The sequence below is a fragment of the Nonomuraea sp. NPDC050478 genome (genome assembly GCF_044458265.1).
GTDB classification, from domain to species: Bacteria; Actinomycetota; Actinomycetes; order Streptosporangiales; family Streptosporangiaceae; genus Nonomuraea; species Nonomuraea ferruginea.
Map to the genome: position 1 here is coordinate 52,047 of NZ_JBITHT010000010.1, position 22,017 is coordinate 74,063.

At 72.5% G+C, this 22,017-nt stretch carries 20 protein-coding genes; 14 read left to right on the plus strand and 6 right to left on the minus strand.

Annotated elements, in window-relative coordinates:
• Positions 1–179: 179 nt before the first annotated feature.
• Positions 180–1,646, minus strand: coding sequence for an alpha/beta hydrolase (locus ACIBF7_RS39315; protein WP_397199370.1), 1,467 nt, complete (start codon positions 1,644–1,646; stop codon positions 180–182).
• Positions 1,647–1,739: 93 nt separating this feature from the next.
• Positions 1,740–1,949 carry a DUF2530 domain-containing protein gene (locus tag ACIBF7_RS39320; RefSeq protein WP_364233653.1) on the minus strand — a complete coding sequence of 70 codons (210 nt, stop codon included), beginning with the start codon at positions 1,947–1,949 and terminating at the stop codon, positions 1,740–1,742.
• An 82-nt stretch (positions 1,950–2,031) separates the two neighbouring features.
• Between ACIBF7_RS39320 and ACIBF7_RS39325 the strand changes: the two genes are divergently transcribed.
• The 4 genes from ACIBF7_RS39325 (at position 2,032) to thpR (ending at position 5,874) form a co-directional block, all read left to right on the plus strand.
• Complete coding sequence (locus ACIBF7_RS39325; protein WP_261808916.1) at positions 2,032–3,474, plus strand: NCS2 family permease; 1,443 nt, start codon at positions 2,032–2,034, stop codon at positions 3,472–3,474.
• A 141-nt stretch (positions 3,475–3,615) separates the two neighbouring features.
• Positions 3,616–4,044, plus strand: coding sequence for a MarR family winged helix-turn-helix transcriptional regulator (locus ACIBF7_RS39330; RefSeq protein WP_261808915.1), 429 nt, complete (start codon positions 3,616–3,618; stop codon positions 4,042–4,044).
• Between the two features lie 23 nt (positions 4,045–4,067).
• On the plus strand, positions 4,068–5,297 hold the full coding sequence (locus ACIBF7_RS39335) for an MFS transporter (protein ID WP_397199371.1): 1,230 nt from the start codon (positions 4,068–4,070) through the stop codon (positions 5,295–5,297).
• A 19-nt stretch (positions 5,298–5,316) separates the two neighbouring features.
• Complete coding sequence (gene thpR / locus ACIBF7_RS39340) at positions 5,317–5,874, plus strand: RNA 2',3'-cyclic phosphodiesterase (RefSeq protein ID WP_271277503.1); 558 nt, start codon at positions 5,317–5,319, stop codon at positions 5,872–5,874.
• Between the two features lie 98 nt (positions 5,875–5,972).
• Here thpR and ACIBF7_RS39345 read toward each other — a convergent pair whose 3' ends face one another.
• The gene (locus ACIBF7_RS39345; protein ID WP_148035108.1) at positions 5,973–6,941 is read right to left on the minus strand and encodes an aldo/keto reductase; all 969 of its coding nucleotides are present in this window, start codon (positions 6,939–6,941) and stop codon (positions 5,973–5,975) included.
• A gap of 51 nt (positions 6,942–6,992) precedes the next feature.
• Between ACIBF7_RS39345 and ACIBF7_RS39350 the strand changes: the two genes are divergently transcribed.
• Both ACIBF7_RS39350 and ACIBF7_RS39355 read left to right on the plus strand, forming a co-directional pair.
• Positions 6,993–8,303 carry an MATE family efflux transporter gene (locus ACIBF7_RS39350; protein ID WP_397199372.1) on the plus strand — a complete coding sequence of 437 codons (1,311 nt, stop codon included), beginning with the start codon at positions 6,993–6,995 and terminating at the stop codon, positions 8,301–8,303.
• Positions 8,304–8,369: 66 nt separating this feature from the next.
• A complete protein-coding gene (locus ACIBF7_RS39355) occupies positions 8,370–9,365 on the plus strand; it encodes a hypothetical protein (protein ID WP_364233643.1) in 996 nt (331 codons plus the stop codon).
• 6 nt (positions 9,366–9,371) lie between these two features.
• On the opposite strand, the gene ACIBF7_RS39360 is transcribed toward ACIBF7_RS39355, so the two are convergent.
• Positions 9,372–9,740, minus strand: coding sequence for a hypothetical protein (locus tag ACIBF7_RS39360; protein ID WP_148035103.1), 369 nt, complete (start codon positions 9,738–9,740; stop codon positions 9,372–9,374).
• 72 nt (positions 9,741–9,812) lie between these two features.
• Complete coding sequence (locus tag ACIBF7_RS39365) at positions 9,813–11,078, minus strand: RNA-guided endonuclease InsQ/TnpB family protein (protein WP_397199373.1); 1,266 nt, start codon at positions 11,076–11,078, stop codon at positions 9,813–9,815.
• Positions 11,079–11,162: 84 nt separating this feature from the next.
• On the opposite strand from ACIBF7_RS39365, the gene lhgO reads away from it, so the two are divergent.
• The 8 genes from lhgO (at position 11,163) to ACIBF7_RS39405 (ending at position 21,083) form a co-directional block, all read left to right on the plus strand.
• On the plus strand, positions 11,163–12,356 hold the full coding sequence (lhgO, locus tag ACIBF7_RS39370) for an L-2-hydroxyglutarate oxidase (protein WP_397199502.1): 1,194 nt from the start codon (positions 11,163–11,165) through the stop codon (positions 12,354–12,356).
• A 17-nt stretch (positions 12,357–12,373) separates the two neighbouring features.
• Positions 12,374–13,066: a response regulator transcription factor gene (locus ACIBF7_RS39375; protein WP_281429610.1), complete on the plus strand. Its 693-nt coding sequence runs from the start codon at positions 12,374–12,376 to the stop codon at positions 13,064–13,066.
• Entirely contained in the window at positions 13,066–14,496 is a 1,431-nt protein-coding gene (locus ACIBF7_RS39380; RefSeq protein ID WP_148035100.1) for a HAMP domain-containing sensor histidine kinase, read from the plus strand. The genes ACIBF7_RS39375 and ACIBF7_RS39380 overlap by 1 nt, the downstream gene beginning before the upstream one ends.
• A 65-nt stretch (positions 14,497–14,561) precedes the next feature.
• On the plus strand, positions 14,562–15,218 hold the full coding sequence (locus ACIBF7_RS39385; RefSeq protein ID WP_148037095.1) for a response regulator transcription factor: 657 nt from the start codon (positions 14,562–14,564) through the stop codon (positions 15,216–15,218).
• Positions 15,219–15,227: 9 nt separating this feature from the next.
• Positions 15,228–17,210, plus strand: a complete 1,983-nt coding sequence (locus tag ACIBF7_RS39390; protein ID WP_397199374.1) for an ABC transporter — start codon at positions 15,228–15,230, stop codon at positions 17,208–17,210.
• Positions 17,207–19,036: a YfjP family GTPase gene (locus ACIBF7_RS39395; RefSeq protein ID WP_148035099.1), complete on the plus strand. Its 1,830-nt coding sequence runs from the start codon at positions 17,207–17,209 to the stop codon at positions 19,034–19,036. The genes ACIBF7_RS39390 and ACIBF7_RS39395 overlap by 4 nt, the downstream gene beginning before the upstream one ends.
• A 56-nt stretch (positions 19,037–19,092) precedes the next feature.
• The gene (locus ACIBF7_RS39400; RefSeq protein ID WP_397199375.1) at positions 19,093–20,247 is read left to right on the plus strand and encodes an FAD-dependent oxidoreductase; all 1,155 of its coding nucleotides are present in this window, start codon (positions 19,093–19,095) and stop codon (positions 20,245–20,247) included.
• On the plus strand, positions 20,244–21,083 hold the full coding sequence (locus tag ACIBF7_RS39405) for a sigma-70 family RNA polymerase sigma factor (protein WP_271277497.1): 840 nt from the start codon (positions 20,244–20,246) through the stop codon (positions 21,081–21,083). Before ACIBF7_RS39400 ends, ACIBF7_RS39405 begins: the two co-directional genes overlap by 4 nt.
• Here the strand turns inward: ACIBF7_RS39405 and ACIBF7_RS39410 are convergent.
• Positions 21,072–21,986, minus strand: coding sequence for a LysR family transcriptional regulator (locus tag ACIBF7_RS39410; RefSeq protein ID WP_219550127.1), 915 nt, complete (start codon positions 21,984–21,986; stop codon positions 21,072–21,074). The two genes, ACIBF7_RS39405 and ACIBF7_RS39410, sit on opposite strands and share 12 nt — an antisense overlap.
• Positions 21,987–22,017 lie beyond the last annotated feature (31 nt).

Below are 22,017 nucleotides of genomic sequence, written 5' to 3' on the forward strand. Positions count from 1 at the left end.
ATCTCCTGGCGTCCTGGAAAGGGCGGGCGTGTGGCGACCCGACCCACGCCCGCTCTCCGGACCTACGGCGGGCCGGGCAGGCCGAAGGCTTGCTAACGGCGCCCAGCCCGAGGGGTTTCCCAAAAGAGGTTTTCAGTTTTTCACAAGGAAGAACCGGCGCGAACCCGGATCACGGCGGGTCATGCGGCGGGACAGGCGGCACCGGACTCGGGCATCGTGCCCTTCAACAGGTACGCGTCCACCGTGCGGACGACGCACGTGCTGCCGCTCAGGTAGGCGCCGTGCCCCTCGCCCTCGTAGGTGACCAGGACGCCGGTCTTGAGCCGGTCCGTCAGCGACACCGCCCATTCGTACGGTGTGGCGGGGTCGCCCTTGCCGCCGATGACGACGATCGGGGCCGAGCCGGTGGCGTCGATGTGCTTGGCCTCGTCGCTGCCCTCGGTGGGCCAGTGGGCGCAGGCGCCTGAGGTGCTCTCGACCGACATGATGGGGAAGATCTTCTCGACCTGCTCGTTGAGCGCGGCCATGTCGGCGGCTGTCGGCCGCTGGGAGGTGTCGGCGCAGCTGATGGCCTGGAGGCTGGTCATCATGGTCGAGTAGGTGCCGTCGGGCCTGCGGCCGGTGTAGCTGTCGGCCAGCGCCAGCAGGGTGGTGCCGTCGCCCTTGAGCGCCGCGGCGACGCTCTGCTCCAGCATCGGCCAGGTGGCCTTGGCGTACAGCGGGGTGATGACGGCGAACTGGGCCAGGCCGTAGGTGAGCTGCCGGTCGCCGACCTTGAGCGGCTTCTCCTTCAGGTCGTCCATCAGCGCTTCGACGGTCTGGCGCGCTTCGGCGGGGGACTTGCCGAGGTCGCAGCCCTGTGCGACGCAGTCCTTCGCGAACGCCTCGAAGGCCTGGGCGAAGCCCTTCATCTGGGTGAGCGCCCGCTGCTCGAAGGTGACGTTCGGGTCGTAGGCGGCGTCGAGCACGAACCGGCCGACCTTCTCGGGGAACTTGGTCGCGTACACCGAGCCGAGGTGGGTGCCGTACGAGAGGCCGAAGTAGTTGAGCTTGTCGTCGCCGAGCGCGTCGCGGATGCGGTCGAGGTCCTGGGCGGCGTTGACGGTGCCGACGTGCGGGAGCACCTTGCCCGAGTCGGCCTCGCAGGCGGCGGCGAACTCGCGGGCGGCCTTGTCGGGGTTCTCCCCGGCGGCCGGCGACATCAGCTCCTCCACCTTGCCGCCGCACTTGACGCCCGCGCTCCTGTCGACGCCGCGCGGGTCGAAGCTGACCAGGTCGTAGGCGCTGCCGGGGCCGGCGAAGGCCTGCCTGGCGAGCGCCAGCGTGTCGACGCCGGAGCCGCCGGGGCCGCCGAAGTTGAAGACGAGCGAACCGAGGCGGTCACCGGTGGCCTTGATCCGGATGAGGGCGAGGTCGATGGTGTCGCCGTCGGGCCGGCTGTAGTCGAGCGGCACGGCGAGCGTGCCGCATTCGAGGGCCGGTTCGGGGGCCATGGTCTTGCCGTCGGGCCCCATGAGGTCGGTGCACGCCTGCCACGCCACCGCCCCGGTGTCGCGCGCGGCCGGCTCGGCGGCGGGCTTCTCGGCGCCGGCGCAGCCGGTCGCCGCCAGGGCGAGCACGAGGGAGGTGAACAAGGTCCTTTTCATGCCATCAAGCATGGAAGGGGAGGCGTTTGCTCAGGTAGTGCAAGGAAACAGCAGTTCGGGGTGACTCCCGTAAGCGGCGCGGGATGACAGATGTCAGCGGCGGAGCCGGTGGACGAACCACATGCCGAAGAAGCCGAAGCCCACGCCGGTGAGACACGTCCAGATCCACCAGGAGTTCTCCGGGGCGGGCGGGAAGATCAGTAAGGCGACCAGGGCGATCGCCCAAAGGCCGGTGCCCACGGCGATGGTGGCGGTGTCGTTGGTCTCGATCGGCTCGGGGTCGGGGTGCCACTGCTGCGTCACAGCATCCAGCCTAGCTTCCAATCGCATCTCGATACGGTTACCAGCACTTTTGGCGAATCGTCCCAAGTGTCACAGTTCGCCCGTGAGTGACTCCCGTACCGCTATAGACCGGTATTTCTCCATCACCGAACGCGGCTCCACCGTCTCCCGTGAGGTGCGCGGTGGCCTGGCCACGTTCTTCACCATGGCGTACATCGTGGTGCTGAACCCGATCATCATCGCCAACGGCAAGGACATCCAGGGTGAGGTGATCGGCGACGGCACCACGCCCAACGTGGCGCTGGTGGCCGCGGGCACCGCCTTCGTGGCCGGTGTCCTGACCATCCTGATGGGTGTGATCGCCCGGGTGCCGTTCGCCCTGGCCGCCGGGCTCGGCCTGAACGCCTTCGTGACGTTCAACATCGCCCCGCTGATGACCTGGGAAGAGGCCATGGGCCTGATCTTCCTGGAAGGCATCGTGATCGGCATCCTGGTGCTGACCGGGCTCAGGGTCGCGGTGTTCCGTGCCATCCCGTCCCAGCTCAAGACCGCGATCAGCGTCGGCATCGGCCTGTTCATCGCGCTGATCGGGTTCGTCGACGCGGGCTTCGTGCGCCGGGTGGCCGCCGGGCCGCCGCTGGAGATGGGCATCGGCGGCAACCTGTCTTCCTGGCCGATCCTCGTCTTCGTCATCGGCCTGCTCGCCACCGCGGCGATGGTGGCGCGCAAGGTCAAGGGCGCGATCCTGCTCGGCATCGCCGGCACCACCCTCATCGCGATCGTCGTCGAGGCGCTGACCGGCTCGGGCGCCTCCTCGCCCGAGAACCCGGACGGCTGGCAGCTGAACGTCCCCGCCTGGCCCAGCGAGGTCTTCGGCTTCAACAACCCGCTCGTGCTGTTCGCCGAGTTCGACCCGTTCGGCGCGTTCAGCTCGGCCGGGCTGCTGCTCGCCGTGCTGTTCGTGTTCACCCTGCTCATCACCGACTTCTTCGACACCATGGGCACGATCGTGGGCGTCGGCCGCCAGGCGGACCTGGTCAAGGAGGACGGGACGCTGCCGCGTACCCGTGAGATCCTGCTCGTCGACTCGCTCGGCGCCGTCGTCGGCGGCGCAGGCTCGGTGTCGTCCAACACCACCTACGTCGAGTCGGCAGCGGGCGTCGGGGAGGGCGCGCGGACCGGCCTGGCGAGCGTGGTGACCGGCGCGCTGTTCCTGGTGGCGATCTTCTTCGCGCCGCTCGTCCAGATCGTGCCGTACGAGGCCGCGGCGCCCGCCCTGGTGGTGGTCGGCTTCCTGATGATGACCGCGATCCGCGACATCGACTGGACCGACTACGAGATCGCCATCCCGGCGTTCCTCACCATCGTGCTCATGCCGTTCACGTACTCGATCTCCAACGGCATCGGCGCCGGCTTCGTCTCGTACGTGCTCATCAAGGTGGTCCGCGGCAAGGCGCGCGAGATCCACCCGCTGATGTGGGCCGTCGCGGCGCTGTTCGTGCTGTACTTCGCGCTCGGCCCGATCAGGGTCATGCTCGGGCTCTGACCAGGAAGTACGGGCCGCCGTCCGCGAGGACGGCGGCCCGTTGGGTATCAATGGGTGAGACGGAACTGGCTTGGGAAATTTCTTGACCGCGGCTATAGTTAGCAAAGGTAATGACACATGCTAACAAGACCTCAGTCCCAGATGGACCTGCGAAGCGACGCCGGTCTGGCTTCCGCGTTGCGCGTTTCCCTGGCCAGGCTCAACAGGCGGCTGCGCAGGCAGGCGGCGGCGCACCCGCTGACCCCCACCCAGTTCGCGACTCTGGCCGCCGTCGAGCGGCACGACGGGATAACCCCTGGCGAGCTGGCCGAGCTCGAAAAGGTGCAACCGCCCTCGATGACCCGCGTGATCGCCGGGCTGGAGGAGCGCGGCCTGGTGTCGCGCAGCCCGCACCCGAGCGACCGGCGCCAGGTGACCGTGACCGTGACCGACGCCGCCAGGAAGCTCCTGAAGGAGGAGCGGGCGCGCAAGGAAGCGTGGCTGACGCGGCAACTGAAGGAGCTGTCGCCGGAGGAGCGGGCGATTCTCCGTCAGGCGGCTCCGATCCTGGAGAAACTCAGCAGGATCTAGAGCCTGAAGAACCCAGGACCGGGATGTTCCGGTCGCTCAGGATTCGCAACTACCGCATGTTCGCCATCGGCGGCGCGGTCTCCAACGTCGGCACCTGGCTGCAGCGCACCGCCCAGGACTGGTTGATCCTCGACCTGACCAACGGCAGCGCCGCGGCCCTCGGCACCGCCACGGCTCTGCAGTTCCTGCCCATGCTGCTGTTCGGCATGTTCGGCGGCGTGCTGGCCGACCGCTACCCGAAGCGGCCCCTGCTCATCACCGCGCAGACGCTGATGGCCACGCTGGCCCTGGCGATCGGCGTGCTCACGATGACCGGCGCCGCCCAGGAGTGGCACGTCTACGTGATGGCCTTCACGCTCGGCATGATCTCCTGCGTCGAGGTGCCGACCCGGCAGGCGTTCGTGGTCGAGATGGTCGGCAGGGACGACCTGCCCAACGCCATCGCGCTCAACAGCTCCAGCTTCAACCTGGCCCGCGTCGTCGGCCCGGCCGTCGCCGGCATGCTCATCTACATGCTGGGCGGCACCGGCCCGCTGTTCCTGATGAACGCGCTCACGTTCGCCGCGGTCATCTCCAGCCTGGTCTTCATGCGGAAGGCCGAGCTGCATCCGTCGGACCCGGTGCCCAGAGCCAAGGGGCAGTTGCGCGAGGGGCTCAGGTACGTGCTGCGCCACGAGAAGCTGCTGATGCCGATCCTGCTGATCGCCTTCGTGTCGATGTTCTCGCAGGCGTTCTCGATGTCGATCGCGCTCATGGCCCGCGAGGAGTTCAAGGCGGGGGCCAACTCGTTCGGCCTGGCCTCCAGCATGTTCGCCGTCGGCGCGCTCGCCGGGGCTCTGCTGGCCGCCCGCAGGGTCACGATCTCGCGCAGGATGCTGTTCGGCGGGGCGATCGGCTTCGGCGTGTTCCAGATCGCGGCCGGGCTGGCTCCGTCCTACCTGTTCTACCTGGTGCTGCTGGTGCCCGCCGGCGTCGCGCTGATCACGGTCAACACCGCCGCGAACGCCGCCGTCCAGCTCGCCACCTCGGCCGAGATGCGGGGCCGCGTCATGGGCATCTACATGCTGGTCTTCGTCGGCGGCTCGCCCATCGGGGCGTCGCTGGTCGGCTGGCTGTCGGAGCTCGGCGGGCCGAGGGCCGGCGCCGTCCTGGCCGGCGGGTTCGTGCTGGCCGGCACCGCGATGGCCGTCCTGGTCACCAGGATGATCACCGGGCGGGTGGCGCGGCGGCGGGCGGTGCCTGCCACCACCTGAGGCGGGACACACTGGGGGTATGAGGCTCTTCGCGGCCGTGCTGCCGCCCGACGAGGTGCTGGACGAGCTCGAACGCGCGATCGCGCCGCACGTCGGGCAGGTGCCGGAGCTGCGCTGGCCGGACCGCGCCACCTGGCACGTCACGCTGGCCTTCTTCGGCGAGGTGCCCGAGCGGGCGCTGCCCGACCTGCGTGCCCGCCTGGCCCGCGCCGCCGGCCGCCACCCGGTGCCGGCCCTGGCCTTCACCGGGTTCGGCGCGTTCTCGTCCGTACGGCGCGCGCGGGTGTTCTGGGCGGGCCTGTCGGGCGACTCGATGGTCCGGCTGGTCGACTCCGTCAGGGCCGCCGGCCGGCGGGCCGGCGCCGCGAACATCGACGAGAAGCGCTTCCATCCGCACCTGACGCTCGCCAGGGCCAAGGCCGAGACCGACCTCCGCCCGCTCGTCGACTCGCTGGCCGGATTCACCGGCTCGACGTGGCGGGCGGAGACGATCCGGCTGTTCATGAGCGAGCCGGGGCCGCGGGTGAGGTACGAGTCACTGGACGAGTGGGCGCTCGCACCCGCGTCGCCCGGCTAGGCTCCTGGGCGTGGACCGTCCTCGTTCCTGGCTGCTGCCCCTGGTGCTCGGCCTCCTCATGCTCATCGTGATCGTCGGCGCGCTGGTGACCTGACGCCCTACCAGGCGTAGTCCTCCGGCGCGGTGCGGTGGCCCGGGAAGATCTCGTCCAGCTTGGCCAGCGCCTCGTCGTCGAGCTCGATCTCGAGCGTGCGCATGGTGCCGTCGAGCTGCTCCAGGGTGCGCGGGCCGATGATCGGCGCGGTCACCGCGGGCTGCTTCAGCAGCCAGGCCAGCCCGACGTGCGCGGGGTCCTCGCCCAGCTCGTCGCAGAGCTTCTCGTACCGCTCGATCTTGTCGCGGTGCTTCTCCAGCTCCGTGAGCATGCGGTCGGCGGCCGAGCGGCCCTTGTCGATCTTGCGCAGGACGCCGCCGAGCAGGCCGCCGGCCAGCGGGCTCCACGGGATGACGCCCAGGCCGTAGTCCTCGCACGCGGGCAGCACCTCCAGCTCGACCGCCCTGGTCAGCAGGTTGTAGTGGCTCTGCTCGCTGACGAGGCCGAAGAAGCCGCGCCGGGCCGCCGTCTCCTGCGCCTTGGCGATGTGCCAGCCGGCGAAGTTGGACGAGCCGACGTACAGGATCTTGCCCTGCTGGCGCAGCACCTCCATCGCCTCCCAGAACTCGTCGAACGGCGTGCGCCGGTCGACGTGGTGGGCCTGGTAGATGTCGATGTAGTCGGTCTGCATGCGCTTGAGCGAGGCGTCGCAGGCCCGGCGGATGTTGAGCGCCGACAGCCTGCTCTCGTTGGGCCAGTCGCCCATGTCGCCGTAGAGCTTGGTGGCGATCACCGTTCTCTCACGGCGGCCGTCTCCCTGGGCGAACCACCGGCCCAGGATGTTCTCGGTGATGCCCTCGCCCTTCTTCCAGCCGTAGACGTTGGCCGTGTCGAAGAAGTTGAGGCCCAGCTCGTGAGCCCTGTCCATGATCGCGAACGAGTCTTCTTCGGAGGTGTGCGGGCCGAAGTTCATGGTGCCGAGGCAGAGCGGGCTGACCCGGAGGCCGCTGCGCCCGAGGTTCACGTAGTCCATGCTTTCCACACTAGGTACCTGGAGTGCGCTCCAGGCCATAGGGTCGGGGCCGTGTTCTCGGGACTGGTGCGCGCTTCGGTGCCGCTGTTCCTCTCGATGGTCACCAACCTGCTCGGCGCGGTCGTGGTCACCGCCGTGCTCGGCCGCCACGCCACCGTCACGCTCGCCGCCTTCGCCGTCATGACCGCCGTGCTCACCCCCGCGTCCACGGCCGTCGCGGGCGCGTTACGCGGGCTCGCGCCGTTCGTCGCCCCGCACCGCGACGACCCCGACGCGGTGCTGCCGGTGCTGCGCGACGCCCGGTGGCTGAGCCTGTTCGTGGGCATGGCGGGCGCGCTGGCGGTGCTGGGCGTGCCCGCGCTGGCCGGGGCCGCCGGGGTGCCCGCCGAGGTGGTGGCCGAGCTGGGGATGCTGCCCTGGCTGCTCGCCCTCTACCTGGTGATCTACTCCGCGGGCGGCGGCGCCACCGCCGTGCTGGTGGCCATCGGGCGCAGCCGGGGCGTGCTGTGGGCGAGCCTGGCGAGCACGGCGGTGATGATCGTGCTGGCCGTCGCGCTGGTGCCGCCGCTCGGGCTGACCGGTGTCGGGGTGGCCTGGACGTTGTCGGGGCTGACCCTGGTCGGCGTCGGCGACCTGGCGCTGCGCCGGGCCCTGGGCCGTCCGGTCGGCCGGGGCAGGCCGCGACCGCGGGAGATCGCCCGGCTGGCCGCGGTGAGCCTGCCGCTGGCGGCGACGGTGCTGATCAAGTTCGGCGCGCTGGGCGTGATCACGTTCGCGGCCGGCGTGACCGGCGCCCGCGACGCCGCCGCGCACGCGGTGCTGGCCACGCTCACCGGGTTCATCGTGCTCGCCGCCATGGCGGTCGGGCAGGCGTCGGTGCCCGAGGTGTCGCGCGCCGCCACCGTCGCCTCGGCGCGCCGTGCCAACCGGGTTGCCGCCCTGCTCGCTCTTGGCGGGACCACGCTCGCCGCCCTGGCGCTGCTGGCGCTGGGCGGCCCGGTGCTGGGGCTGTTCACCGGCGATCCCGCGGTGCGCGCCGTGGCGCTGGCGCTCCTGCCGCTCATGCTGCTGTCCTCGATGGCCGACTCGGTCCAGGCCGTGCAGGGCTTCGGCCTGACGGGGCTCAAGCGGACGGGGGCCAGCCTGGCGTACTTCGCCGCCGGCTACGGGCTGCTCGCGCTGGCCGCCGTGCCCGTGGCCGCGACCTGGGGGGTCACCGGGCTGTGGGTCGCCATGCTCGTGGGCAACCTGCTGCTGGCCGTCCTCCAGGCCACCGGGTTCCACCGGCACAGCGCGCAGGTGGGCGGTGCCGGCCGCGCCGCTGCAGGGCGGTTGGGCGGTCGCTGCCGGACGAATGGCTGATGTACGTGCGGCGGTCCCCTGGGCTCGGCGGCCGGGAATGCGTGGCGGTTGGGGCATGATGGCGGCGTGGGGGGACTGCTGATCAGGATGCTCGGGGTGGCGCTGGCCGCCCTGGCCGTGCTGCCTCCGGCGGCGGCCGCGGCCGACGACGGGGAGCGGCTGTTCACCTTCCGCGACCCGCGCATCACCGAGTCCAGCGGGCTGGCCGTCTCGCCCACCCACGACGACGTCTACTACACCCACAACGACAGCTCGGCGCAGCCGGAGTTCTACGCGGTCGGGGCCGACGGCAGGACCAAGGCCACCTTCCGGCTGCGGGGGGCCGAGGCGCGAGACTGGGAGGCCATGGCGGCGGTCAAGGACCCCGAGACCGGGCGCGGGGTGCTGTGGTTCGCCGACATCGGCGACAACCTCGACGGGGCGTGGCCCGACGTCTCCGTCTACAAGGTGATGGAGCCGCGCACGCTCGCCGACGCCACCCTGCCCGCCGTCCGCTACCGGTTCCGCTACGCCGACGGGGCCAGGAACGCCGAGGGCATCATGGTGAACCCCAGGACCGGACGGCTCCACGTCGTGACCAAGGAGTTCGCCGGCGGGGTCTACGTCGCCCCCAAGAAGCTGCGTACCGACAGGACCAACACGCTGCGCAGGATCGGGAGCGCGCCGATCATGGCCACCGACGCCGCGTACGCGCCCGACGGCTCGTCGTACGTGATCCGCACGTACTTCTCCGCGACCCTGTACGAGCCGTCCGGCAAGATGATCGCCAAGGTGCCGATGCCGGAGCTCAGGCAGGCCGAGTCCATCGCGTACACCCGGGACGGCACGGCCCTGCTGACCGGGTCGGAGGGGGTGCGCAGCCCCGTCCACAGGGTGCCGTTGCCGGCCGCCGCGACGCCCACGCCCTCACCCACGCCGTCCGAGCGGCCCCGCGCGCAGGGCACCACCGCGGCGGCCGAGCAGGCGGGCGGCGGGCTGACAGGGCTGAACGTGCTGATCTGGCTGGGGGCGGCGGCGCTGGCGATCGGCGCCATCACGTTCCTGGCGCGCATCACGCGCTGAGGGCCGTTACGGACGCATGCCTGCGGTGAACATGTCGCCGCGCAGGGCCCGCTCGACGGCCTCGATCGAGCGGGCCAGGCGCACCAGGCGGGGGCCCTCCTGGCGGTAGGTGTCGAGGACCGCCTCGATGGCGTGCGGCGGCAGGTGGCCCTTGAGGTCGACCGCCGCCCCCCGGTAGCCCGCGCGGGCCGCCTCGACCGCGGAGCCGACGTGGTGGCGGGCCATCCGGGCGAGCGCGACCGGATGCCGCCGCAGCACCTCGTAGGCCCGGTAGTCGGGCGGCACGGCGTCGAGGAGCCAGGCGACGGCCGACCTCTCCCAGTCGGGCACGCTGGGGGGTCGCACCTCGGCGGGCCATTCGGGCGGGACATACATGCCTTCATCGTACTCATGTTCGATTCGCCGTCACGGGGTGAGGGGAGCGCATCGGGGGGTTTTTGGATACATTCACCACTTGACATCCTCCCCGCGCTGAAGCACGGGGATTCCAACCGCAACTACCCCACGAGGAGGGTCGCGTTGAGGTTCGCGGTGCACCGGCCCGGCAACCCGTGGCCCTTCCCGCGCAGACACGACATGCCCTGCCGCGTGTGCGATGTTCCTGGCCGCGTTCACATCAGCGTTGCAGGCGTATCCGCAGGACCGGCACCGGTAACGCGCTTGGCTCTCACGCGCTTGCCGGTCCACGATCCCGCACGCCGAGCACCGCTGACTCGTGTACGCGGGGCTGACCTTCACCACCCGACCGGGCGCCTTGTCCTCCAGGCGTCGGACGAGACCGCCCCATCCGGCGGCGAGAATGCCCCGGTTCAGCCCCGCCTTGGCCCGGACGTTGCGGCCCGGCGCCTCGACGGTGCCGCGCGCCGATCGGGTCATGTCACCGATCTTCAGGTCCTCGACGGCGATCACGTCGAACCGCCGGGCGAGGCCTGTGCTGACCTTCTCCGCCCAGTCCTTGCGCCGGTCGCTCTCGCGCGCCTTCAGCCGGGCGATGGCGGCCTTGACCTTGGCACGCCGGTTCGATCCGCGCGTGGCCCTGGCGAGCTTGCGCATCAGCCGCCGCAGGCGCGCCTTCTCCGTGTCGCGCAGACCGGGAGCGTGCAGCATCTCCCCGGTCGACAGGGTGGCCGACACGGCCACCCCCCGGTCCACGCCGACGATCTGGCTCGTACCCGGCGCCGGGACGGGGCCGGGTACGGCGGGGAATGCCACATGCCACCGCCCGGCGCGGTCGCGGGTGACCCTGTAGGACTTCACCCGGTCGGGGACGGCGCGGGACCAGCGGAAGCGGATCCATCCCACCTTCGGCACCTTCACCTCGCCCACGTGCCGCGACAGGCGGCGCACGTCACCCGCTTTGACGGCGACGATCCGGAACCCCTCACCCCGCCCGCGCTTGCGCCATGTCGGACGCCTATGGGTGCCGCCGAAGTAGTTGGCCATGGCCTGCGCGAAGTCCTTGAGCGCCTGCTGCTGGACGATGATCGACCCCGCCCGCAGCCACGCGAACGCTGCCCGCGCCTCGGTCAGCTGGCGGCACTGCTCGGCGAACCCCGGCGCGGACTTACGGCCCGGCTTCCAGTGAGCGTGCTGCTCAACCGCGAGATTCCACACATACCGGGCGTGTCCGCAGTGCTCCAGCAGCGCCTGCTCCTGGGCAGGCGAAGGCTGGAGCCGGTAGCGGGACACGCCGATCAAACTACCGACCGCCACCGACAAGATCCGGGAGAGCACAGTGTCCGGCCGTTCCGGCTTTCCTCCCCGCACTGAGGGACGGGGCCTCCAGCCTGTAGGTATCTGGTGACGGAGAAGATCGGAGTCGTGGGGGCCGGGATCGTCGGCCTGGCGGTCGCTCGCGAACTGGCCGCCACCAGGGGCGCCGAGGTGACCGTGCTGGAGAAGGAGGGCCGCGTCGGGGCCCACCAGACCGGCCACAACAGCGGGGTCGTGCACGCGGGCATCTACTACCCGCCCGGCTCGCTGAAGGCCAGGCTCTGCCGCGAGGGCGTGGCGCTGCTGAAGGACTACTGCGCGCGGCACGCGCTCCCGTACGAGGAGGTCGGCAAGCTCGTGGTGGCCGCCACCCGGGCGGAGCGGCCGCGGCTGGCCGCGCTGGCGGAGCGGGCCAGGGCCAACGGCGTGCCCGGCATCACCGAGCTGGACGCGCTCGGGCTGCGCGAGGTGGAGCCGCACGCGGTCGGCGTGGCGGCGATCCACTCGCCGCACACCGCGATCGCCGACTTCCCCGCGGTCGCGCGCCGGCTCGCGCTCGACGTGGCGGAGCTGGGCGGCTCGGTACGGCTGCGGCATCCGGTCAGGGGCATCAGGGAGACGTCCAGGGGCGTGGAGGTGGTGGCGGGGACGGGCAGGTTCGCCTTCGACCGGCTGGTGGTCTGCGCCGGGCTCGGCACGGACGCGGTGGCCGCGATGGCGGGCCGGCCGGGCTCGGTGCGCATCGTGCCGTTCCGCGGCGAGTACTACGCGCTGCGGGGGGCGGCGAGGGGCCTGGTGCGCGGGCTCATCTACCCGGTGCCCGACCCGCGCTACCCGTTCCTCGGGGTGCACCTCACCCGGCACGTCGGCGGGGAGGTGCTGGTGGGGCCGAACGCGGTGCTGGCGGGCGCGTACGAAGGCTACACATGGCGAAATTTTCGTAATTTTCCTCAGATTCTCGCCTGGCCCGGCACCCTCCGCATGGCCCGCCGCCACTGGCGCACCGGCGTCAAGGAGGTCTACGGCTCACTGGTCAAGAGCGCCTTCACCGAGGCCGCGCGCCGCTACGTCCCCGAGCTCACCGCCGATGACCTGCAACGCGCCGCGGGCGGCGTGCGCGCGCAGGCGGTGGCGCGCGACGGCTCGCTGGTGGACGACTTCGCGGTGGACGTGCACGGGAACGTCGTCCTCGTACGGAACGCGCCTTCCCCCGCTGCCACGTCGAGCCTGGCCATCGCCCAGCACATTGCCGGAATTGTTCCGGCACCCTCCCGATGAGTGCATCCTTGATGGTGATGGAAGCGCGCCTGTTGATCGTCGAAGACGACCCGAACATCCTCGAACTCCTCGCCGCGAGCCTGAGGTTCGCGGGCTTCGACGTGTCCACCGCCAAGAGCGGCGCCGACACGGTCGCCGCGGTCCAACGGCAACGCCCGGACCTCGTGGTGCTCGACGTCATGCTGCCCGACCTGGACGGCTTCGAGATCGTGCGGCGGCTGCGGAGCGGCGGCATGTACACGCCCGTGGTGTTCCTGACGGCCAAGGACGAGACCGAGGACAAGATCCGCGGGCTGACGATCGGCGGCGACGACTACGTGACCAAGCCGTTCAGCCTGGAAGAGGTCGTGGCCAGGATCCACGCCGTGCTCCGCCGTACCAGCGGCGACGCGCAGCCGCCCCCGCCCAGGCTGACGTTCGCCGACATAGAGCTGGACGAGGAGAGCCACGAGGTGTGGCGCGGCGGCCACGCCGTCGCGCTGTCGCCGACCGAGTTCAAGCTGCTGCGCTACTTCATGACGAACGCCGGACGGGTGCTGTCCAAGCCGCAGATCCTCGACCACGTGTGGGACTATGACTTCCGCGGCGAGGTAGGCATCGTCGAGTCCTACGTCTCGGTGCTCCGCCGTAAGATCGACAATCGCAGTCCGCGGCTCATCCACACCCTGCGCGGCGTCGGATACGTCCTGCGGTTGCCGCCGAGCGGCTGATGGCCAGGTCGGGCCGGCTGCCGCTCCGGATCAAGCTCATGGCCTCGATGCTGGCGCTGCTCGGCATCGGCATGTCGTTCATCGGCGTGGTGAGCGTCTCGGTCCTGCACGGCTACCTGATGGACCGCGTCGACGGCCAGGTCAACCTGATCTCGGTACGGGTCCAGAAACGGCTGATCATCGACGCCGAGCGGCGCGAGCAGGGCAGGCAGACGTCCGAGAAGCCGCTGCTCATCGAGTCGGACACGATCGTGCTGCTGCGCGACCCGTACGGCGGGCTGACCCCCGCCCAGGGCGACAGGGACGTCGACCAGAAGCCCAAGCCGCAGCTGGAGGACTCGCCGGGGCCCGGCGTCTACACCGCGCCCGCCGTGAGCGGCCCCGGCGAGTGGAGGGTGCGCGAGACCGCCACCCCGTACGGCACGTTCGTGGTCGCCACCGACCTGACTGAGGTCAACGAGATCACCCGGCGGCTCGTCTTCATCGAGCTGCTGGGCGGCGGCGGCATCGTGCTCATCCTGGCCGTGGTGGGCGTCACCATCGTGCGGCGCAGCATGCGGCCGCTGGTCGAGATCGAGCGCACCGCCGGCACCATCGCCGCGGGCGAGCTGGGCCGCCGGGTGCCCGACGGCGACTCGCGCACCGAGGTCGGGCGGCTGGCCACGGCGCTCAACGGGATGCTCGCGCAGATCGAGAGCGCGTTCGCGGCGCGCTCGGCCTCCGAGGAGGCCGCCAGGCGCTCCGAGGACCGGATGCGGCAGTTCGTCACCGACGCCTCGCACGAGCTGCGCACCCCGCTCACCTCGATCCGCGGCTTCGCCGAGTACGCCCGCCAGAACCCCGGCGCCGACCCGGCCGAGCTGATGCAGCGGGTGGAGAACGCGGCCGGCCGGATGACCCTGCTCGTGGACGACCTGCTGCTGCTCGCCCAGGTGGACCAGCACCGCCCGCTCAAGATGCGCCCGGTGGACATGCTGGCGCTGGCCGCCGACGCGGTGCAGGAGGCGCGCATCCTCGCCCCCGACCGGCAGATCGACCTGGACGTCGTCGGCGGCGCCGCGCTCATCGTCTCCGGCGACGAGGTGCGGCTGCGCCAGGTGGTCGGCAACCTGACCTCCAACGCGCTCATCCACACCGAGGAGGGCACCCCGATCACCGTGCGGGTCGGCGCCGGCGACGGGACGGTCTTCCTGGAAGTGGCCGACAAGGGGCCCGGACTCAGCCCCGACCAGGTGGACCGGGTCTTCGAACGCTTCTACCGGGCCGACTCGGCCAGGTCCAGGCGGCGTTCGGGCGAGGACCGGGGCAGCGGGCTCGGCCTGGCCATCGTGCAGGCGCTCGTGCAGGCGCACGGCGGCACGGTCGTGGCGCGGAGCGCGCCCGGCGAGGGCGCCACGTTCCGGGTCGAACTCCCACTCGCCTTGGAGTGAGCCTTCAGCGTTTCCTCAGGTCACTGGGCCACCCTGAGAGGGTGAGCAAACCCGAGGCGCTGATCATGGTGGTGGACGACGAGCCCAGCATCAGGGACCTGCTCTCGGCGAGCCTGCGTTTCTCCGGGTTCGAGGTGGTCACCGCCGCCGACGGCAACGAGGCCGTCGAGGTCGCCAAGCGGACCGGCCCCGACCTGGTGGTGCTCGACGTCATGCTGCCGGACCTCGACGGGTTCGAGGTGGCCAGGCGGATCGACGCGCCGGTGCTGTTCCTGACCGCCCGCGACGCCACCGAAGACAAGATCGCCGGGCTGCGGGTGGGCGACGACTACGTGACCAAGCCGTTCAGCCTGGAGGAGGTCCAGGCGCGCATCCGCGCGGTGCTGCGCCGCACCCGGGGCGAGGGCGCGCCCGCGAGCCGGCTCAAGGTGGCCGACCTGGAGCTGGACGAGGAGGCGCGCGAGGTGTGGCGGGCCGGCCGCCAGGTGCGGCTGTCGCCGACCGAGTTCAAGCTGCTGCACTACTTCATGGCCAACGCCGGCCGGGTGGTGTCGAAGGCGCAGATCCTCGACCACGTGTGGAACTACGACTTCGGCGGCGACGCCGGGGTGGTCGAATCGTACGTGTCCTATCTCCGGCGCAAGGTCGACGACGTGGAGCCGCGGCTCATCCACACGCTGCGCAGCGTCGGATACGTGTTAAGGGAGCCGCCCTCGGGCTAGCTTGACGGTATGGACCTGTTGAGCGCGCTCCAGCGACTGCGCGGGACGCTGGACCGGGAGCTGTTCCCGCTGGCGATCGGCGAGGCGGCGGGCGACCGGCGCGCGCTCAAGGAGCTGACCGGCCAGCTCGACGACTACCTGCTGCCGCGGCTGCGGGCGATCGACGCCCCGCTGCTCGCCGTGGTCGGCGGCTCCACCGGGGCGGGCAAGTCCACGCTGGTCAACTCGCTGGTCGGGGCCGACGTGGCCGAGCCGGGGGTGCTGCGGCCGACCACGCTGGTGCCGACCCTGGTCGCCAACCCGGCCGACCGCGACTGGTTCATGGGCCAGAACGTGCTGCCCGGCATGTCCCGCGCCACCGGCTCCGGCCCCGGCGCGCTCCGGGTGGTGACGTCCGAGGCGCTCGGCGCCGGGCTGGCGCTGCTGGACGCGCCCGACATCGACTCCGTGGTGACCGCCAACCGCGAGCTGGCCGCGCAGCTCCTGGCCGCCGCGGACCTGTGGCTGTTCGTCACCACCGCCGCCCGCTACGCCGACGAGGTGCCGTGGAGCTTCCTGCGCACCGCCCGCGAGCGCAGCACCGCGCTCGCCGTCGTGCTCGACCGGGTGCCTGCCGAGGCCGCGGGGCCGGTCGCCCGCGACCTGGAGCGCCTGCTGACCGAGAACGGGCTCGACGGCACCCGCCTGTTCACCGTGCCCGAGGCGCCGCTGCCCTCCGAGAAGGCCCGACTGCCCGCCGACGCCGTCGCCCCGATCGCCGCCTGGCTCTCCGGGCTCGCCGCCGACGCCGCCGAACGCGCCCGCGTCGTACGGCAGACGCTGTCGGGCGCGCTCGACAGCCTCGCCGTCCGCGTCCCCGCGCTGGCCGGCGCGGTCGAGCGGCAGGAGGCCGGCTTCGGCACGCTGCGTGACGTGGTCGAGGGCGCCTACGCGGGCGGAATGGCGGACTTCGACGAGGGCATGCGCGACGGGTCGCTGCTCCGCGGCGAGGTGCTGGCCCGCTGGCAGGACTTCATCGGCACCGGCGACTTCATGCGCTCCCTGGAGAGCCGGGTGGGGTGGCTGCGCGACCGGATCGTCGGCTTCTTCACCGGCCAGGTGCCCGAGAACCGGCTCAGGGACGCGCTGGAGAGCGGCGTCGAGGCGCTCATCAGGGGATCCGCCGACGCCGCCGCCGAGCGGGCGCTCGAAGGCTGGTCGGCCGCGCCCGGCGGCGCGGGGCTGCTCGACCGGCTCGGCGCGATCGAGTCGGCCCGGCTCGGCCGCGCCGCCCCCGACCTGGGCAAGCGGACCGAGCTGGCGGTGCGCGGCTGGCAGGAGTTCGTGCTCGACCTCGTACGGGAGGAAGGCGCGGAGAGGCGGACCACGGCGCGCGCGGCGTCGTTCGGCGTGAACGGGGCGGGGCTGCTGCTGATGCTGGCCGTGTTCGCCTCGACGGGCGGGCTGACCGGGATCGAGGTGGGGATCGCGGGCGGCACCACCGTGCTGTCGCAGAAGCTGCTGGAGGCGATCTTCGGCGACCAGGCGGTGCGCACGCTCACCATCCGCGCCCGGGAGGACCTGCGGGAGCGGGTGCGGGGGCTGATGGACGAGGAGGCGGCCCGTTTCCTGTCCGTCCTGGAGCCGCTGGAGCCGTCGCGCGGCACGGCCACCGCCCTGCTGGACGCGGCCCGTACGATCCGCGACCACCGGACGGAGCTCCCATCTGGTCGGCGGGACCGTGACCTGGAGGGCCCGCCCTCCGAGAAGGCCCGCCCCGCGGCCGACCCGTCCGGGACGGGGCTCCCTCCCGAGGGTGGCCCCGACCCGTCCGGGACGGGACCCCGGGAGTCTCCCGGCGGTGGTTCTGAGGCGGGCGGCGCGGAATTCCGGGAGTCTCCCGGCGGTGGTTCTGAGGCGGGCGGCGCGGGACTCCGGGAGTCTCCCGGTGGTGGTTCTGATCCTGGCGGGTCGCCGCGGGCGCGGACGTCCGAGGGAGGGGACGCGCGGTGAAGCTGCTGCGCCGCAAGGAGCGGCCTTCGCTGGACTCGCGGCTGGCCGCGCTGCTGGAGGCGGCCGAGCTGGGCGAGGGGCGGCTGCCGGCGGAGGCCGTCGCGGCGGCGCGCGCGGTGGCCGAGCGGGCGGGGGCGCGGCGCCGGCTGTCCGTCGAGCACACGGTGGCCGCGCTCGCCGGGGCGACCGGCAGCGGCAAGTCGTCACTGTTCAACGCCATGACCGGCACGGACCTGGCCGCCGTCGGCGTCACCCGGCCCACCACGTCGACCGCCCAGGCGGCGCTGTGGGACGGCGCGGGAGCCGGGCCGCTGCTCGACTGGCTCGACGTCCCGCACCGCCACTCCGCGTCCGCCGTCGACGACCTGTCCGGCCTGGTCCTGCTCGACCTGCCCGACCACGACTCGATCCGGCTGTCCCACCGGCTGGAGGTGGACCGGCTGGTGGAGCTGGTCGACCTGCTGGTGTGGGTGCTGGATCCGCAGAAGTACGCCGACGCCGCCATCCACGAGCGCTACCTGCGACCGCTGGCGGGGCACCGGGACGTCATGGTGGTGGTACTCAACCAGATCGACCGCCTCCCGCCCGGCGCGGCGGACCGCTGCCTCAAGGACCTGCGCCGCCTCCTCGACGCCGACGGCCTCACCGGCGTCCCGGTCCTCGGCGTGTCGGCCCGGACGGGCGCCGGCCTGGCCGAACTGCGCACCCTCCTGTCCACCCGGGTCGCGGACCGCGCCTCCTGGTCCGCCCGCCTCGCCGCCGACGTCACCACCGCCGCCACCCACCTGACCACCGCCTCGTCGGCCCTTCCCCGTACGAGCGGTCACACTTCCGGCAGCCCGCGCGGACGGACCGAAGGGTCTGCCGGAGAAGGGACGCTCGCCCTTGACACGGGACCGGCCGACGGCGCCGTACCCCCGGACGCACCGCACCATCAGGCCGAGACCGGCTCCTGGGCCGGGATCGAGGCCCGAGGCGGTGGCGGGCCGCTGAGAAGCGCGCCGGACGGGCAGGCGGCGTTGCCGGCGGTGTCCGGAGACGTCACGGGGCTGGAAGGGCGCCTGGTGGCCGCGCTGTCGCGGGCCGCCGGGGTGCCGGTCGTGGTGGAGGCCGTGGCGAAGGGGCACCGGCACCGGGCCGTGGTCGCCACCGGGTGGCCCGTCACCCGGTGGGTGCGGCGGTTCCGGCCCGACCCGTTGCGGCGGCTGCGGATCGGTGTGGCCGCGCCCGCGTCCTCCCCGGACCGCGAGTTGGTGGGCCGCACCTCCGTACCCGAGGCGTCCGCCGTGCAGCGGGCGCAGGTCGAGACCGCGATCAGGGACGTCGGCGAGTCGGCCGCCGCCGGGCTGCCGGGCGCGTGGGCGGCGTCGGTGCGGCAGGCGGCGCGCTCGCGCTCGGCGGAGCTGGCCGACGCCGTGGACAAGGCCGTCGGCCGCACCTCCCTGGGAGCGACCCGGCGGCCCCGCTGGTGGCGGGCGGTGAACGCGTTGCAGTGGCTCGTGTTCGCGGCCCTGCTGGCCGGGGCGCTCTGGCTGGGCGGGCTGTTCGCGCTGGGCTACCTGCGCCTGCCCGAGCCGCCCCTGCCGACCGCCGGCGAGGTGCCGTGGCCGACCGTGCTGCTGCTCGGCGGCGCGCTGGCCGGGGTGCTCATCGCCCTGCTGTCCAGGGTGGCCGCCTGGCTCGGCGGCCGTCGCCGCGCCCGCAAGGCTTCCAAGGCGCTGCGCGAGGCCATCGGCAGGGTGGGGCAGGAGTACGTGCTCCAGCCCGTCGAAGAGGAACGCGACCGCTACACCCGCTTCGCCGACGCCGTCACCCGGGCGGGCTGAGGATGTCACATTTGCGGCGCCTTTTCCTTCTCATGATGTGAGGAAAGGGGAGGAATGTGACGAAGAAGATCGTGGTGGTCGGCGGCGGGCTGGCCGGGCTGGTGGCGGCCGTCGTCTGCGCGGAGGCGGGGGCGGAGGTGACGCTGCACGAGGCGCACAGGACGCTCGGCGGGCGGGGGCGGGCGATCGCCGGGCCGTACCTGGTTCACGAGGGCGCTCACGTCTTCTACGCCGACGGGCCGCACTGGGCGTGGTTGCGGGAGCGGGGCCTGGTCGACGGGCTGGGCAGACCGGCGGTGCGTGATTACCGGATGGGGTTCGTACGGGACGGCCGGATGCGGCTGCTGCCCCCGGCGGGGTTCCTGCGGATGATGGCGACGGGGCCCAGGACGGCACCGGTCGAGATGGACTTCCACACCTGGGCGTCCAGGTCGTACGGCGAGCGCACGGCCCGGGTGGCCGCCAACGCGATCAGCGTGGTGACGTACGACGCCGACACGGGGCGGTTGTCGGCGGCGTTCGTGTGGGATCTGCTGCGCCGGGTGTTCGCCCCGCGCCCGCCGGCGGTCCGGTGGGTGGTCGGCGGCTGGCAGGCGGTGATCGACCGGCTCGCCGCCCGCGCCCGCGACCTCGGCGTACGCGTCGAGCTGGGCTCTCGCGTGACCGAGCTGCCGGGCGAGCCGACGATCGTCGCGACCGAGCTGTCGTCGGCGCGGCTCCTGCTCGGCGACGACACGCTGCGCTGGGAGAGCGGCGACTGCGTGATGCTGGACCTGGCCGTGCGCTCGGCGCGGGGCGACCGCTTCATCTGCTGGGACCTGGACGACGGCGGCTTCCACGAGAGCTACTCCATGCAGGACCCCACGGCCGCGCCCCAGGGGGAGACGCTGTTCCAGATCGACATGCCGATCCGCCGCGGCGAGTCCAGGGCCGAGGCGACCCGGCGGGTGGAGGCGCTGGCCGATCTGGCGGTGCCCGGCTGGCGCGAGCGCGTGACCTGGCGGCGTTCCGGGGCGGCCAGGCACCGTACGGGCGCGCTCGACCTGCCCGGCATGACCTGGCGCGACCGTCCCGCGATCGACCGGGGCCACGGCGTGTTCCTGGCGGGCGACATGGTGGCGGCGCCCGGGATGCGCGGCGAGATCTCCGTCAACAGCGCGATCACGGCGGCCAGGCACGCCCTGCGCGTCGGCGAGCCCGCCGCCCGATGACCGCCGACCCCTTCCACACGCACCGCAACCTGCTGTTCAGCATCGCCTTCGACATCCTGGGCAGCGCCGGCGACGCCGAGGACGTGGTGCAGGAGACCTGGCTGCGCTGGCACGGCGTGGACCACGCCCGGGTGGACAACCCCCGCGCCTACCTCGTCCGCGTCGTCACCCGCCTGGCCCTGGACGAACGCGACCGCCTCCACCACGAGTACGTCGGCCCCTGGCTGCCGGAGCCCGGCCCGGACCCGGTCGAGGACGTGGCCCGCGCCCAGGAGGTGACTTACGGGCTGATGGTGGTGCTGGAGACGCTCTCGCCGCTGGAGCGGGCGGCGTTCATCCTGTACGAGGCGTTCGGCTTCCGGCACGCCGAGGTCGCCCGTATCCTCGGCCGCTCTCCCGCCGCCGTCCGCCAGCTCGTCCACCGGGCCCGCGAACACGTCGAGGCCCGCCGTCCGCGGTTCCCCGAGGAGCGGGCCGCCGCCCAGGCCGTCGCGGAGCGCTTCCTCGACGCCGCGCTGGGCGGGAGCATCGCCGGCCTGATGGAGGTGCTGGCTCCGGACGTGACACTGCGCACGGACGGCGGCGGACGCGTCAAGGCCGCCCTGCGTCCGGTCACCGGCAGCGATCGGGTGAGCAGGCTGCTGGCGGCGGTCGCGCCGGTGGGCCTGGAGACGACGGTGTACTGGTCCGCCCAGGACGGCCCGCCCACCGCGGCGCTCTTCTCCGACGGTCTGCCGTACGCGGTGCTGGTCGTCGTCATGGCCGAGGATCAGCACCGGATCAGCGAGGTGTACGGCATCCTGAACCCCGACAAACTGGCCCGGCTAGCCCTGTGAGCGGTCGTTCCCGTCAGGGGTGAACGAGGTCGTGAGATCGCGGAGGGTGGCGAGCAGCGGCCGGAGCAGGGGATGGGACTCGGCGCCGCGGCGGACGGCGGCGAAGACGCGGCGTTCCGGGCCCGGCACGTGGCGGATCGCGACGCCCGGCTGGGCCATGTCGCGCAGCGCCAGCCGGGGCACCAGGGCGACGCCCGCCCCGGCGGCCACCAGGGCGACCACGGCGCGGAAGTCGTCCGAGCAGTGGGCGAAGCGGGGAGTGAAACCGGCCTGCTCACAGGCGAAGGCGATCACGTCGTGCACCGGGTTCCCCGGGTACGGGCCGATCCAGGTCTCATCGGCGAGCGCGGCCAGCGAAGTGCCGGTCGGCGGGTGCGTCTCGGGCAGGACGAGGTCGAAGGGCTCGGCGTACAGCGGGACCCGGGACAGGCGCCGGTCGTCGGGGGCGCCCCGGTACTCGACCGCGATCGCCACGTCGGCCTCGCTGTCGAGGAGCATCGTCAGGGACTGGTCGCCCTCCGCGTCGCGTACCCGTACCTGGAGGCCGGGCGCGGAGGCGCGCAGGGCCGTGATCGCGGGGGCGAGCACGGCGCTGATCGCGGTGGCGAAGCAGGCCACGGTCACCTCGCCCGCGGCGCCCGCGGTGTAGTCGGCGACCTCGGCGCGGGCGCGTTCGAGCTGGGCCAGGACCTCGTCGGCGTGTCCCAGCATGATCTTGCCGACGGCGGTGAGGTGGACGCCGCGGCCGTCGCGGATGAACAGCCGGTGGCCGACCTCGTGCTCCAGCGCGGCGAGCTGCTGCGACACGGCGGACGGGGTGAGGTGCAGGGCGGCGGCAGCGGCGGTGACCGTGCCGTGGTCGGCCACCGCCTGGAGCGTGCGCAACCGCCGCGTGTCTATCACGCCGCGAGGATACGCCCTCCGGCCAGGGAAG